Origin of the sequence: Corynebacterium sp. p3-SID1194, assembly GCF_025144155.1 — a bacterium.
In the GTDB taxonomy this organism is placed as follows: domain Bacteria; phylum Actinomycetota; class Actinomycetes; order Mycobacteriales; family Mycobacteriaceae; genus Corynebacterium.
The window spans coordinates 18,307-31,341 of sequence record NZ_JALXWY010000013.1; the positions used below are offsets into that span (position 1 = coordinate 18,307).

Annotated in this window: 15 protein-coding genes; 4 read left to right on the forward strand and 11 right to left on the reverse strand. The window is 64.6% G+C overall.

Translation table 11 applies throughout. The features are described 5' to 3' along the window. Positions 1–267: 267 nt before the first annotated feature. The 8 genes from rlmB to M3G19_RS08840 form a co-directional block, all read right to left on the reverse strand. Entirely contained in the window at positions 268–1,206 is a 939-nt protein-coding gene (gene rlmB, locus M3G19_RS08805) for a 23S rRNA (guanosine(2251)-2'-O)-methyltransferase RlmB (RefSeq protein WP_259902234.1), read from the reverse strand. 59 nt (positions 1,207–1,265) lie between these two features. Next, a complete protein-coding gene (cysS, locus tag M3G19_RS08810; RefSeq protein WP_259902235.1) occupies positions 1,266–2,681 on the reverse strand; it encodes a cysteine--tRNA ligase in 1,416 nt (471 codons plus the stop codon). A 9-nt stretch (positions 2,682–2,690) separates the two neighbouring features. Further along, complete coding sequence (locus M3G19_RS08815; RefSeq protein WP_259850361.1) at positions 2,691–3,257, reverse strand: hypothetical protein; 567 nt, start codon at positions 3,255–3,257, stop codon at positions 2,691–2,693. After that, complete coding sequence (locus M3G19_RS08820) at positions 3,258–3,815, reverse strand: hypothetical protein (protein ID WP_259902236.1); 558 nt, start codon at positions 3,813–3,815, stop codon at positions 3,258–3,260. A 30-nt stretch (positions 3,816–3,845) separates the two neighbouring features. After that, a complete protein-coding gene (locus tag M3G19_RS08825; RefSeq protein ID WP_259902237.1) occupies positions 3,846–5,099 on the reverse strand; it encodes a hypothetical protein in 1,254 nt (417 codons plus the stop codon). A gap of 65 nt (positions 5,100–5,164) precedes the next feature. Next, a complete protein-coding gene (ispF, locus tag M3G19_RS08830) occupies positions 5,165–5,647 on the reverse strand; it encodes a 2-C-methyl-D-erythritol 2,4-cyclodiphosphate synthase (RefSeq protein ID WP_259902238.1) in 483 nt (160 codons plus the stop codon). Positions 5,648–5,657: 10 nt separating this feature from the next. Further along, the gene (gene ispD, locus M3G19_RS08835) at positions 5,658–6,401 is read right to left on the reverse strand and encodes a 2-C-methyl-D-erythritol 4-phosphate cytidylyltransferase (RefSeq protein ID WP_259902239.1); all 744 of its coding nucleotides are present in this window, start codon (positions 6,399–6,401) and stop codon (positions 5,658–5,660) included. Further along, on the reverse strand, positions 6,385–6,978 hold the full coding sequence (locus tag M3G19_RS08840; protein WP_210574324.1) for a CarD family transcriptional regulator: 594 nt from the start codon (positions 6,976–6,978) through the stop codon (positions 6,385–6,387). The genes ispD and M3G19_RS08840 overlap by 17 nt, the downstream gene beginning before the upstream one ends. 240 nt (positions 6,979–7,218) lie before the next feature. Between M3G19_RS08840 and M3G19_RS08845 the strand changes: the two genes are divergently transcribed. From M3G19_RS08845 to disA, 3 genes are read left to right on the forward strand one after another with little or no spacing between them, the layout of a single operon-like run. Beyond that, a complete protein-coding gene (locus tag M3G19_RS08845) occupies positions 7,219–7,785 on the forward strand; it encodes a hypothetical protein (protein ID WP_259902240.1) in 567 nt (188 codons plus the stop codon). Positions 7,786–7,814: 29 nt separating this feature from the next. Next, a complete protein-coding gene (locus M3G19_RS08850; protein WP_259902241.1) occupies positions 7,815–9,287 on the forward strand; it encodes a DNA repair protein RadA in 1,473 nt (490 codons plus the stop codon). Positions 9,288–9,299: 12 nt separating this feature from the next. Further along, a complete protein-coding gene (disA, locus tag M3G19_RS08855; RefSeq protein WP_259902242.1) occupies positions 9,300–10,340 on the forward strand; it encodes a DNA integrity scanning diadenylate cyclase DisA in 1,041 nt (346 codons plus the stop codon). Between the two features lie 46 nt (positions 10,341–10,386). On the opposite strand, the gene M3G19_RS08860 is transcribed toward disA, so the two are convergent. Next, positions 10,387–11,247, reverse strand: a complete 861-nt coding sequence (locus tag M3G19_RS08860; protein WP_259902243.1) for a hypothetical protein — start codon at positions 11,245–11,247, stop codon at positions 10,387–10,389. A 9-nt stretch (positions 11,248–11,256) separates the two neighbouring features. Next, positions 11,257–11,871 carry a carbonic anhydrase gene (locus M3G19_RS08865; RefSeq protein WP_210574314.1) on the reverse strand — a complete coding sequence of 205 codons (615 nt, stop codon included), beginning with the start codon at positions 11,869–11,871 and terminating at the stop codon, positions 11,257–11,259. A 22-nt stretch (positions 11,872–11,893) separates the two neighbouring features. Between M3G19_RS08865 and M3G19_RS08870 the strand changes: the two genes are divergently transcribed. After that, positions 11,894–12,811, forward strand: coding sequence for an A/G-specific adenine glycosylase (locus tag M3G19_RS08870; RefSeq protein WP_311198349.1), 918 nt, complete (start codon positions 11,894–11,896; stop codon positions 12,809–12,811). Positions 12,812–12,845: 34 nt separating this feature from the next. On the opposite strand, the gene M3G19_RS08875 is transcribed toward M3G19_RS08870, so the two are convergent. Next, the gene (locus M3G19_RS08875; protein ID WP_210574312.1) at positions 12,846–13,016 is read right to left on the reverse strand and encodes a DUF4236 domain-containing protein; all 171 of its coding nucleotides are present in this window, start codon (positions 13,014–13,016) and stop codon (positions 12,846–12,848) included. Between the last annotated feature and the right edge of the window lie 19 nt (positions 13,017–13,035).

The window sequence follows — 13,035 nt, forward strand, 5'->3', positions numbered from 1 at the left end:
GACCACTTAGAAGGCAGTCTTACTGGCGTTTTCCCATAGCTCCTTTTAGTTTCGTTTTGCCACACCACTCCCAAGCATGTCACAGGTTTACCCTATTCCGGGGGTAAATTAGCCCTATGGCGCCCCTCGCGCCGTAACGAAAGCTGTGCCCTACACAACTTGAAGCCAGCTAGACCCACGTGAGTCTAAATAATTTGAAGTGTGGCTCACCAGTGTTTGGTCATGTTCTGTGAGTCCACTTTCCTCAACCTGCCGGCGTTCGCGGGCCTAAACCTGCCGGCGTTGGCGGGCGAACTCACTTAGCACTACGCCTGCTGCAACGGACGCGTTGAGGGATTCCACCCAGTCCGTGGTGGGGATAGACATGATCACGTCGCAGTTTTCTCGAACCAGGCGAGAAATTCCTTTCCCTTCAGAGCCGACAACGATGACCACGGGGTCGGTGGCGGCGTGGAAGGTGTCCAGAGAGTAGTCACCGCCAGCATCCAGGCCGACAACCATGTAGCCGTTGTCTTTGAACTGCTTGATGGTCCGGGTGATATTCGTTGCCCGCGCGACAGGCAGGCGTGCGGCGGTGCCAGCTGAAGTGCGCCACGCCACGCCCGTCACCTGTGCCGAGCGCCGCTCGGGGATGATGACACCATGTCCGCCGAAGGCCGCCGTCGAACGAATGACAGCGCCGAGGTTGCGCGGATCAGTGATGTTGTCCAGCACAACGAACATGCCCATCTCATTGCGTTCCTTGACATCCGCGATGAGATCGAAGACATCAGCGTATTTATAAGGCTGAATCTTCAGGCCGATCCCCTGATGCAGTCCGTTGCCGGTCAGGTTGTCGAGCTCCCGACGCGGAACCTCGTGCACGGGGATCTGGCGTGTGTTCGCAATCAGGACGGCTTCGCTCAACCGGTCGTCGTGCCCGGTTCCCTGCGCCACGATGAGTGCTTCGGCCGGCACTTTTGCCTGCAGGCACTCGATCACAGGGTTGCGGCCGACAACGAGGTCAGCCTGTTCACGGTCGTGACGGCCAGAATCACGGCGTTGACGCTCCAGCTTCTTTTTGTGCGCGGAGTGGTAGACACGGTCCTCAGCCTTTGGCGTCGGCCCTTTGCCGGCGAGACCACGGCGACGTTGTCCCCCGGAGCCCTTCGTCGCACCTTTCTTATTCCTCTTTTGTTTATCGGGGCGTTCGTATGGTTTCGCCATGATCTACTCCTTGTTGACTTTCTTCATGCCTTATTTAAATTCTGTCTTTAAATAAGGCGTCAGCTAAGCGTCCATCGCGCCCCGTCAGGTGTATCCGTGACCTCGATCCCGGCTGCGGTCAGTCGGTCGCGCACGGCATCAGCAGTCGCCCAGTCCTTTTCAGCCCGGGCAGATGCGCGACGCTTCAGCTCCGCTTGCACCAAAACATCGAGCGCCTTGTCGGTTCTTTCGGACTTGTCGTCGCCTGTGCCGCCCGAGCGCGTTCCCCACTCCACAGGGTCGATGCCCAAAACGCCTGCCATCGCACGTATCTGACCGGCAAGAGCGAATGCAGTCTCGTTGTCCTTCTCCGCCAGGGCCTTATTGGCTGCGCGGACAGTGTTGTAGATCTCTGCGAGCGCGCGTGGGACTGCGAAGTCCTCGCTCATTGCTTCGACGAAATCATCGGTCCAAGTGGTCGAGTCGACCGGTGCGCCGTCATTCAGCTCCTGCGTGCGGTTGATCACGTCTTCGATCCGCCGGTAGCCGGCGGCAGCTTCCTGGAGGGCTTCCGGGGAGTACTCGAGCACGCTGCGGTAGTGCGCGGAACCGAGGTAGTAACGCAGTTCGACCGGACGAACCGACTCGAGCATATTGTCGATGCTGAGCACATTGCCGAGAGACTTAGACATCTTCTCGCCCGCCATAGTCACCCAGTGGTTGTGCATCCAGTAGCGCGCAAACCCGTCACCCGCGGCGTGGGACTGCGCCTGTTCATTCTCGTGGTGCGGGAACTGCAGGTCGAGGCCACCACCGTGAATATCGAAGGTATCGCCCAAGTACCACGTGGACATTGCCGAGCACTCCAAGTGCCAACCGGGACGGCCGTCACCCCACGGGGTAGGCCAGCTCGGCTCACCGGGCTTCGCGGCTTTCCACAAAGCGAAGTCGTGGGCACCCCGCTTACCGCGGTTGTCCGTCTCACCCTGCTCCATCTCCTCGACGCGGTTGCCCGACAGCGAACCGTAATCCGACCCCTCCGCCGCGACCCACGCCGCGACATCGAAGTACACGGAGCCATCCGCCGCGTACGCGAAACCGTTGTCCATCAGACGAGACATGTACTCGACCATCTGCGTCACGAACCCCGTCGCGCGCGGCTCCACACTCGGCGGCAGAACACCCAATGTGTTGTAGGCGCGTGCGAACTCGCGCTCGTACGTGGACACCCACTCCCACCACGGGCGGCCATTGTCCGCCGCCTTAGTGAGAATCTTGTCGTCAATATCCGTCACGTTGCGCACGAACGCGACATCCTGCCCGTTCGCCAAAAACCAACGGCGCACAATATCGAACGCCACGCCCGAACGCAGATGCCCGATATGCGGCGAAGACTGCGGCGTCGCACCGCACACGTACATCGAGACATGCCCGTCGCGGACAGGCTCAAAATCGCGGAGAGTGCGGGTCGCGGTATCGAAAATGCGTTGAGTCACAACCGCATTCTACAGTTCCGAGGATTCGACCTTCAGCTCCGCATACCGCGCTTCAGGAAGGGTGAAAGCATATTGCTTGCCGACGGCACCCCACACCTGATCCTCCCCGCACCGCACATCCTGGGCGTCACCGTCGAGCATGGTGAAGCCCCAGACGAGGCGCCCCTGGGTATTCGGGGCGAGTGTGTACGGACCGACCTTCTGGTTTAGCGTCCACGTCACCTGGTGCACGTACTTCCAGCCGTACGCGCGGGAGACGTTCTTCACCAGGTCGCCTTTCGGGGTGAAGGTGCCCGACACCTCGAGCGTTTCCACCCGCTTTTCCTTCACGTTCTGGGAGACCGGGACGGCCTCCTCCGTGAAGTTCGCGACGCTGGCTGCGTCGGTCTGCTTGAACCAGCGCCTTTTCGCCGTCACGTACGTGTCCGTCTGCCCCGGGGTTGCGCAGTGGGATCCCGGAGCCAGGTCGTCGTTCCAGCGCTGCGGAAGCTCGAATTCCGGTGCCGCCGCCTGCGCCGGCGCCGCGAGACCGGCAACGACAGCAGCCGACAACAGCGCCGCGGTGAATTTTCTCATTTAGTCGCCCCAGTCCATGTTGTCGCGGGTGCTGACGCGGACGTGGCGCTCCTTCGGCATCGTCGCGGTGAACGTGTTGCCGGCGGCCTGCCAGGTGTTGTCGCTGCCGCACACTGTCTCCTGGCCCTTGAAGTCAGAGACGATCCAGCCGGCCTGCATCACGGCGGTCTTGCCCGGGGCTACGTTGTAGGGGCCGACCTGCTCGCCGACCTCGTAGGACTGCTCGGTGGTGTAGCTGGTGGAGAAGGTGAACTGAATCAGCTTGGCAACATCGAAGCTCAGACCTGCGCTGACGTTCCACGTCTTGGTCTTCGTCTCCTTGATGCTGCGGGTCAGCGGCAGCGGTTCGTCGTTGTAGTTGGACACCGTCCAGGTGCCGGCGGAGCCATCGAAGTAGCTGCGGACGATCTCGACCGTCTGGCCGCGGTCGCCTGGGTTGGCGCAGCGCTCGCCGATGGTCGTCGGGTTGGTCGCGTCGAAGTTGCGCTGCGGGAGGGCGTTGGCGGCAGGGGCGAAAGCGAGGGTCACAGCGGTGGCTGCGGCGATGATGCGTTTCATGGTTGATTCCTTTTCTGGTTCTAGTTCTTATTAGAGGTGGGACTGGGTGGGGACAGGGAGCTTCCGGTACTCGTCCGGGGTGACGTCGAGTGTCCGTGTGGTGCCGTCCGGGGCCGTCACCGTGGCTTCCGCCCAGAAACCGGTCGGGGCGGTGGACTGCGGGTGGGTCGTGATCCGGGAGTACTTGCCGTCTCGGCCGGCAGAGATCTCCCGGTAGTTGATCCGGGTCATCGTGGTCCCGTATTCGACGCGCACGCGCTCGCCGGGCTTCAAGTCGATCGGTTTCAGCTCGGTGCCCACCGGCATGTACGCCCGCTTGACGGCTCCGACAGACGTGAGCCAGCCGGCCGGGAGGCGGCCGTTGTCGCCCATCCAGTTGACGTACTGGTTGTTCTCGGCGCCGACGACGTAGTCGGTCACAGGCCGGAAGGTATAGTCACCCTTCGACCAGTTCAGGAAGTCCTGGGAATAGCCGGGCTTGCGGAACGTCGGCGTGACCGCCTCAATGTCGTACGGGTAATACGACATGTCGCCCTTGCGCGTCGGCTGCCCCTCGGTCGGCCAGTCGGCATCGCGACGGAAACTGGCGTCAGGCTTGACGGTCATATCGCGTTCGCTGGCGATCTTCTCCAGGCTCGGCCCCGACGTCGCCGTGTACGTCTGGCCCGCCGGCTTCGAGTTGGCGCCCTCGGCGCGCGCCGGAATTTCCATCGCCAAGTTGGACATGGATCCGTCCGCCTTGATGATGTAGGCGAACGCGTAGCGCTCCGCCGGACCGGTGCCGCGGATGACGTTCGCACCCGGAGCGTTTTGGAGCACGCCGTCGTCGCAGGTAATGAACATGGAGATGAAGTCTTTCTCCAGCACTCCGTAATCAACCCGGAACGACTCGCCCGGGCCGAGCTTGATGGGGCCGAAGGTCTCGCCCTCGATCCAGCCGTTGGACTCCTTCAGGCCGATGTCTGTCTTCGCCGTAGTGTCCCAGCCGTTCGGGAGCGTCGCCTTCGAATTGGCTTCGATCTTGTGGTTCGTTCCCGTCTCCACCGTCGCGGTATACGGGACGGTCTGGTCGGTGCGGTTAGTGAACTGGAAAGTGCCGTCCGCGAGATAGCGTCGCGCAGTCTCTGCATACCGCCATTCCGGGGTCACACCTGCCCCGCACTTCGTGCCAAAGTTCTCAATCGGGTATCCCTGCGGCATCGCCGGCACAGCAGCCGCTACCGGCGCGTGCGCCACAGCTAACGCCGTGGCGGCGGCCAGACCCCAAGTCTTCAAGTTTCGCATGACTTAAACGTAAACGTGTCATGCGCTGAATAGAACCTGAAAATTGGAGTAAGAGACCTAAGTTCTTAATGTCGGTACTTTCGTTCCACCAACGCCGTCGCCACCGCCGCCCGTCCCTCCCCCGCACCGGTGAAACCCATGTGGTCCGTCGTCGTCGCGCTCACCGACACCGGCGCACCGAGCGCCTCCGACAACACCCGCTCCGCCTCCTCACGCACCGGGCCCATCTTCGGCGTCTGGGCGATCAGCTGAGCCGACACATTCACCACCTCGACGCCCTCCGCGTCGAGCTTGGCCCGCAGCTCCTTGAGCAGCTGCGCCCCCGTCACCCCGGCGTATTCCGGGCGCCCGACCCCCACGAAGCTCCCGAGATCCCCCAGCCCCGCTGCCGACAGCACCGCATCCACGATCGCGTGCGACACCACATCCCCATCCGAGTGCCCCTCGCACCCCGGTGTGTCCTTAAAGAGCAGGCCCGCGATCCAGCACGGCTTCCCCTCCTGGATCTGGTGGGCGTCAAACGCAGTTCCGACACGCAAAGAAGTCATGGCCCCGAGACTAGCTGCCCGGGACGTCGAAGACCGTCGGCTCCGCCTCCTCCGTGATGCGCTCCGCCAACACTAAGTCGATCGGCGTGGTGATCTTGAACGCCATCGGATCGCCCTGCACCGTCGTCACCGGGACGCCGAACCACTCCATCAGGCTCGCGTCGTCCGTGGCGGTGAAACCGGCCGCAGCCGAGCCGACCTGCGCGAAATATTTCTCGTTGGCGGCGCGCAGAGTAGCCAGGTCGAAACCTTGCGGCGTCTGGACAGCGCGCAGGGTCGCGCGGTCGGGGGTGCCCAGGACGGTGGCGCCGTCGTCGGAAACGCGCTTGATGGTGTCGGCGACCGGCAGGACAGGCACAACCGCCGGGGCCCCGTCCAGGACGGAACGTGCCACGCGGGCAATCATTCCGGGCGGGGTCAGGGCGCGGGCGGCATCGTGAATGAGCACGGTGGCGTCGTTAAGCGAAAGTGCTTGAAGCCCTTCCCACACGGAGTCCGCGCGTTCCCCCGCGCCGTGGATGAACTGGACGTCGTGGCCGCGCAACAGGCGGCGGGCGAGCGGCTCCATGTCCGGGCTGATAATCACCCCGATCTGGTCGACGATCTCCGACGTTTCCATCGCCGTGATCGAGCGTTCCAGCAGCGAACGTCCGCGCAGCTGCACATACGCCTTCGGGATCTCCGCGCCGAGCCTCGTGCCGCGCCCCGCGGCCGCGACAAGCGCGACGACCGGCGAGCTAGTCCTCGCTGTCATCGTCGTCGAAGCTGAGGTCGTCCAAATCGACGTCATCCTCAGGATCGAAATCATCGCGCGGCTTATCGACGAGCCCCTGCTCCACATGCCGCGCAATCACCGACTGGATCTCCTTCTCCATGCCGTCGGCCTTCTTCTCATCCACCGGCTCCGCCAGCGCCAACTCACCCACCAGGATCTGGCGCGCCTTGCCCAACATGCGCTTCTCGCCCGCCGACAAGCCCTTGCCCTGGTCACGGCGCCACAGATCGCGCACCACCTCAGCGACCTTATTGATATCACCCGATGCCAAACGCTCCTGATTCGCCTTGTAGCGACGAGACCAGTTGCCGGCCTCCTCCACGTCCGTCTCACGCAGCACCGAGAAGACCTTCCGCAGGCCATCTTCCCCCACCACGTCGCGGACACCCACCAGCTCCGCGTTCTTCACCGGCACACGCACCGAAAGATCAGACTGCAAGATATTCAGGACCAGGAAGTCGAGCTCCTCCCCGCCCATCTCACGCTTTTCAATGTCGGCGATACGGGCCGCACCGTGGTGCGGGTAGACGACCACTTCTCCGACTGTGAAATCCATGAAGTCTCCTCTTTCGGGGGTTCAAAGCAACGTGACGATTCTAGCACCTGCGATCTTCCCACCGCCGGGCCACCGTCGCGCCCGGCTGCGCCACCCCTTCGCCTTCCCGCCCCTTGCGCCCGGATACCCCCGGATGACCCCCGTTTTGGCGTGGGGTGCATCTCCGCGCGGTCCCCAAACTGTGTATCGGGGCTGCCGAAAGGCTAAAGTGAATCGTTGATACGCCTTAAAGAACTCTCTATGGAGGACATCGACGTGAAGTCCCTGAAGTCGGTCGCACGCCGCGGTGGCGCAGTTTCGGTCGCTGCCGCATCCGCTTTGCTGCTCGCCGCTTGCTCGGCAGGCCAGATCACCCAGACCTCTTCTCAGGTCGCGGCAGTCAACGGTGCCAGCGCCCAGACCGAGGACGGTTCCGTCGCCGTCCGCGACGTCACCGTGCTTCTCGACGAAACTGGCCAGGCCGCCCTCAAGTTCACCGCCACCAACCAGGATTACGACATGCGCGAGCACAAGCTGCAGTCCGTGGAGGTCGACGGCCAGTCCGTGCAGCTCGGCTCCGTTGACGCGATGCCGTACAACACCACGATCGTCGGCGATTCCGCGGACGGCCTGCGCAACATGCCGGAAGCTGACATGGACAAGATCCAGTACGTCGAGACCGAGCTCGACAACGAGGACTTCGCATACGGCGGCAACCTGCCGGTCACGTTCACGTTCGACTCCGGAAAGATTGAGACGCTGGCGACCATCTCGGCGCCGACCGCCAAGTCCGGCGAGTCCCACCGTCAGCCGGAAGCTGAGCACTAAACCCTCCAGCGCCCCCGCACGGGCACGCGATGAAGAAACGCACCGTCCACACGTGTTCCGAGTGCGGCTACTCGTCGCCGAAATGGCTCGGTCGCTGCCCTGAATGCGGCGCGTGGGGCACGCTCCAAGAGCAAGCGCACGCGCCTTCAGCGTCTGCTGCGCGCCCAGCGTCGACAGGTCTTACGCCCACGAGCGCCGCTCAGCCGATCACGAAAATCGCCGCAAGCGCCGCTTATCGACGCCCCTCCGGCATCTCCGAGCTCGACCGCGTCCTCGGCGGCGGCGTTGTCCCCGGGTCAGTGGTTCTCCTCTCCGGTGAGCCCGGCGTCGGAAAATCCACGCTCCTGCTCGAGGTAGCCAGTCGCTGGGCTGCCGCTGACACCGCGTCCGACTCCACGTCTGATTCCGCCGACTCCACGTCTGATTCCGCCGACTCCACGTCTGATTCCGCCGACTCCGCATCCGATTCAGCCCCCGGTCGCACCGCGCTCTACGTCACCGCCGAGGAATCCGCGGCGCAAGTCCGCGGCCGAGCAGAGCGCACAGGTGGACTCCACGACAACCTCTATCTGGCTTCGGAGTCGAACTTGGATGTGGTGATGGGGCACGTGGGCGTCGTTAAGCCAAGTTTGCTCATTGTCGACTCCGTGCAAACGATGCAGGCGCCCGGTGTCGAGGGTGTCGCGGGCGGCGTCGCGCAATCGCGCGCGGTGACCGCAGCCTTGACGACCTTGGCGAAGACGACCAACCTCCCGATTCTTCTCGTCGGCCATGTGACGAAGGACGGCAACGTCGCAGGGCCGCGGGTGCTGGAGCATCTTGTCGACGTCGTCCTCACCTTCGAAGGCGACCGCCAAACCAGCCTGCGGATGCTGCGCGGCATGAAGAACCGCTTCGGCGCCACCGACGAGGTCGGCTGCTTCGAGCAAACCGCCGATGGCATCCGCGAAGTCTCCGACCCCTCCGGACTATTCCTCTCCCACCGCGGGCAAACGCCCGATGGGTCGGCTGTCACCGTCGCGATGGACGGCGTGCGCCCCATCCTCGCCGAAGTCCAAGCGCTGACGGTTGACCCGGTGAACAAGTCGCCGCGCCGCGTCGTCACGGGCCTCGATTTCAACCGCGTTCCCATGGTCCTCGCCGTGCTCCAAGCCCGTTGCGGGGAGCGGACGAACGACAAGGACGCGTACGTCGCCACCGTCGGCGGCATGCGCATCACGGAGACCGCAACAGACCTCGCTGTAGCCCTCGCGACCTGGTCGAGTCTGCACAACCAGCCGCTGCCGCCGAAGACCGTCGTCATCGGGGAAGTGGGACTCGCGGGCGAGCTGCGGCGCGTCCCCAACCTTGAGCGCCGGCTCACGGAAGCTGCGCGCCTGGGCTACGAACGCGCAATCGTCCCCGCGGGCAGCGGCCAAGGCGCACTCGATGTCTCCGGCATGCGAATCGCGGAGGTGGGGACGCTGGGGGAGGCAATCGCGTGCGTCGATAAGCGCAACTAGACTGCGTTGCTTATGACCTTCATGCGAGAAACGCTCCAGCGTCTCGCGCCCGGCACCGAACTGCGTGACGGGCTTGAGCGCATCAAACGCGGCCGCACAGGCGCGCTCATCGTGCTTGGCGACGGCCCAGAAGTCGCAGAGGTATGCGACGGCGGTATCGAATTCGACGTGCCATTCACCCCCACGCTGCTACGCGAGCTAGCGAAGATGGACGGTGCCGTCATTTTGTCCGACGACGTCACCCGCATCACCAGGGCTAATGTGCAGCTGGTGCCGTCGCCGACCTTCCCGACATCGGAAACAGGCACCCGCCACCGCGCGGCCGAGCGCACCGCCCTCCACACAGGTGTGCCGGTGGTGTCCGTCTCCGCGTCGATGAGCATCGTCACGGTGTACGCCGACGGCAAGCGCCACGCGATCGAAGAACCCGGCGTGATGATGACGCGCGCCCGCCAGGCCCTCGCGACTGTGGAGCAGTACCGCTCCCGCGTCGACAAAGCCAACCAGCGCCTCAACGTCGCCGAGGTGAACCGCTACGCCACGGTCGAAGATGTCCTGCACCTTCTCCAACGCCAGCTTCTGCTGCACCGCGCGGCGCGCGACGTCGACGACCAGATCCTCGAGCTCGGCACCGATGCGCGCCAACTGCGCCTCCAGCTCATCGAGCTGCGCGGCAATATCTACCACGACATTGCCATGCTGGTGTGCGATTACGTCGTCGCCGACGGGGCACCAAGCAATTCGCTTATCGACGACACCATCGACTCCCTCGACGCCCTCCCCGACTCCGAACTGCTGAACACCCCCGCACTCGCCAGCATTCTGGGGCTGCCGGCCACCGAAGAGAACCTCATGGAGGATGTCACCCCACGCGGCTACCGCGCGCTGTCCCGTATCCCGCGCGTACAGAAATTCCTCATCGACCGCATTGTCGCCGAGCTAGGCGACCTGGATGCCATTCGCGCCGCCGACGCCGACGAGATCGCTGCGGCCGAGAATGTCTCGCCGCTGTGGGCGCGACACATCGTGGAAGGGCTGCGGCGCTTCACCTAGCTGTTGCTCGCACCGTTGCTCGCAGCCCTGCCGAGCTGCGGTTTCGTTAGCCCGTGACGTTGAAAGTCACCGGCGCGGAGCTGTTCTCGCCCAGGAAGCCGACGGCAGCGTAGGCACCGGGGGCGGCGGGCTGGCGTGCGTCGCAACGCTCGGGTGCCGAATCCAGCCCCGACCACGCCGCCGTGAACTTCCTCGTCTCGCCCGCTGGGAAGACTTCCTCGCCGGTGATCATCGGCTTGTTGCAGTCGGTGTCGCTCCAGATCTGCTGGTACCCCTCGCGGGCGATCGAGAATGCCGCGAAGCGGAGCTGGTTGTCGTCCGTGTCGATGACGCAGTCACCACCCGTCGGGTTGTGAATCAGGACGCTGAATTTCCGGTTGTCCGCGGAATCGTCCTGCGCGAACGCCGTCTTATTCAATTCGGTGGTCAGCTGGAGGTCTTCAAGCTCGCATGTCTTCTTCGCAGCGAGTGCTTCGGCGTCGGGCTTGTCAGTCTCGGACGCGCCCGTGCTCGGCTCTCCGTCTTCCGTCGCGGCAGCATCGCTCGACTTCGCGTTCGCGTCGGTGCTGGTCGTCTCGGCTGCGGTCGCGTCGGTTTCGCTGCTGGCGGCGTCGGAGCCGTCGGGGTTCGGCTCGGTCGGGGTGGTCACCAACGTCGACGACACAGGGGCCGGGGTTTCCGGAGCTTCGTCGTCTCCGCCGGAGCGAGCGAACGCGGTCAACCCCCACACCACGAGTGCCGCGACAGCGAGGATCACCGCGACTGCGGCGACGCGTCGCCGGGTGTAGATCTCCTGTGGCAACGGCCTAGCGTCGGCGCGGTTGGCGCGTTCAGCACGGTCAGCACGGTCGGCACGGCTGGAGCCAAAGTCGGAGCGGTCGGGTCGGCGGGGCGGTTGGTGTGTCACACCGTGATCCTAACCCGCGAAATGCTCCTGAACGCTTGTGACGCGGCCATCTTCGAGCCTGTATCTTGCGGCGACGACACCGAGGCTGCCCTCAGCGACCTTGCTCTCCAGGGTTGGGATGCGGGCCATGATGTGCTCGGCGGTGACTTCGGCGTGGACTTCCTCGATCCCGGCGCGGTCGTCACGACCCGCGCGCTTAGCGGCAAGAACACTCGGGGCGATCTTCTCGACGAACACACGCGTCAGATCCGCCGGCAAATCCCCCTCCTCAAACGACGACGCGGCGGCACCGATCGCACCGCAGCTCTCGTGGCTGAGCACCACGATAAGCGACACACCCAGCGACTTCACCGCATACTCCAGTGAACCAGTCACTGCCGCGTCGACGCAGCCGCCGGCGGTGCGGATGACGAAAAGGTCGCCCAAGCCGACGTCGAAAAGCATCTCAACAGGCACCCGGGAATCCGAGCACGCCAGCACAGCGGCGAAGGGGGCTTGGCCGGAACGGAGCTCGGCGCGTCGATAAGCGTTTGTGTTTGGGTGCTCCGGGCGCTCGCTGGCGAACCTCGCGTTACCCGCTTCAAGGTGCGCCCACGCATCCCGCGGAATCTTCCTGAAAGGCATAGCCACTATTGTTGCATGCATTGTGATTGATCCCGCGAAAGTCACCGCCTGGTACCGCGACAACGCCCGCGACCTGCCCTGGCGGCGCCCCGGCACCACCCCGTGGGGCATCCTGCTGTCCGAGGTGATGAGCCACCAAACGCCCGTCGCCCGCGTCGCACCCATCTGGGAAGAATGGATCGCCCGCTGGCCCACGCCAGCCGACCTCGCCGCCGCCCCCACCGACGCCGTCCTGCGCGCATGGGGCACCCTCGGCTACCCGCGCCGCGCGCTGCGCCTCAAAGAATGCGCGCAAACGCTTATCGACGCCTGGGACGGTGCCGTCCCCCGATCCGTCGATTCCTTGCTCGCGCTACCCGGCATCGGCGACTACACAGCCCGCGCCGTCGCCGCCTTCGCCTACGGGAAAGCCGTCCCCGTCGTCGACACCAACGTCCGCCGCGTCTACGCCCGCGCCGTCCTCGGCCGTCCGCTTGCCCGGCCGCAAAAAGCCGAGCTCGCGTGGGTTGCGGAGCTGCTGCCCGGGGCTGCGCCTGACTCTGCCGATGCCGCCGACTCCACGCCTGCAGCCGACGCTTCCGCTTCCGACGCCGCCGTCTTCTCCGCCGGCCTCATGGAACTCGGCGCGCTCGTCTGCACCGCAACCAACCCCGCGTGCGACACCTGCCCGCTCCTCGACGACTGCGCCTGGGTCGCGGCCGGCTGCCCGGCGCCGACGGAGGAAGAGCTGGCGCGTCGTAAAGTCCAAAAATTCGAGGGCACCGACCGGCAGGTCCGCGGCAAGATCATGAAGGTGCTCCGCGACGCCGACGCACCCGTCCCCCAATCAGCCATCGACGTCGTCTGGGCCGACGACGCTCAACGTTCACGCGCCCTCTACTCGCTCCTTGAGGACGGCCTCGCCGCCCAGGACGCCGACGGGCGATTCCGCCTCCCCTAGCGCTAAGCCCGCAGGTCGGCTCGGCTGCCGCGCGCTACTTCCAGCGGCCGCGGTACGTCAGCCCGCCGGGCAGGTTGATCCACAAGCCGCCGCGCGAATTCACCGTCATCGGCCCCATCTTGGTCGACATCGACGCGCCCGATTTGGACACGTTGATCCACGAATTCTTGCCGACCTTCTTCTTATCCCTGTACAGCAGACCCATAGCGGTTCATCTTACGGCG

What these genes read in the sequence shown, in the direction of transcription:
- rlmB (WP_259902234.1), bottom strand. Translation starts at nt 1,206, where the DNA reads ATGGCGAAACCATACGAACGCCCCGATAAACAAAAGAGGAATAAGAAA.
- M3G19_RS08815 (WP_259850361.1), bottom strand. Translation starts at nt 3,257, where the DNA reads ATGAGAAAATTCACCGCGGCGCTGTTGTCGGCTGCTGTCGTTGCCGGT.
- M3G19_RS08820 (WP_259902236.1), bottom strand. Translation starts at nt 3,815, where the DNA reads ATGAAACGCATCATCGCCGCAGCCACCGCTGTGACCCTCGCTTTCGCC.
- M3G19_RS08825 (WP_259902237.1), bottom strand. Translation starts at nt 5,099, where the DNA reads ATGCGAAACTTGAAGACTTGGGGTCTGGCCGCCGCCACGGCGTTAGCT.
- ispF (WP_259902238.1), bottom strand. Translation starts at nt 5,647, where the DNA reads ATGACTTCTTTGCGTGTCGGAACTGCGTTTGACGCCCACCAGATCCAG.
- ispD (WP_259902239.1), bottom strand. Translation starts at nt 6,401, where the DNA reads ATGACAGCGAGGACTAGCTCGCCGGTCGTCGCGCTTGTCGCGGCCGCG.
- M3G19_RS08840 (WP_210574324.1), bottom strand. Translation starts at nt 6,978, where the DNA reads ATGGATTTCACAGTCGGAGAAGTGGTCGTCTACCCGCACCACGGTGCG.
- M3G19_RS08845 (WP_259902240.1), top strand. Translation starts at nt 7,219, where the DNA reads ATGGAGGACATCGACGTGAAGTCCCTGAAGTCGGTCGCACGCCGCGGT.
- M3G19_RS08850 (WP_259902241.1), top strand. Translation starts at nt 7,815, where the DNA reads ATGAAGAAACGCACCGTCCACACGTGTTCCGAGTGCGGCTACTCGTCG.
- disA (WP_259902242.1), top strand. Translation starts at nt 9,300, where the DNA reads ATGACCTTCATGCGAGAAACGCTCCAGCGTCTCGCGCCCGGCACCGAA.
- M3G19_RS08865 (WP_210574314.1), bottom strand. Translation starts at nt 11,871, where the DNA reads ATGCCTTTCAGGAAGATTCCGCGGGATGCGTGGGCGCACCTTGAAGCG.
- M3G19_RS08875 (WP_210574312.1), bottom strand. Translation starts at nt 13,016, where the DNA reads ATGGGTCTGCTGTACAGGGATAAGAAGAAGGTCGGCAAGAATTCGTGG.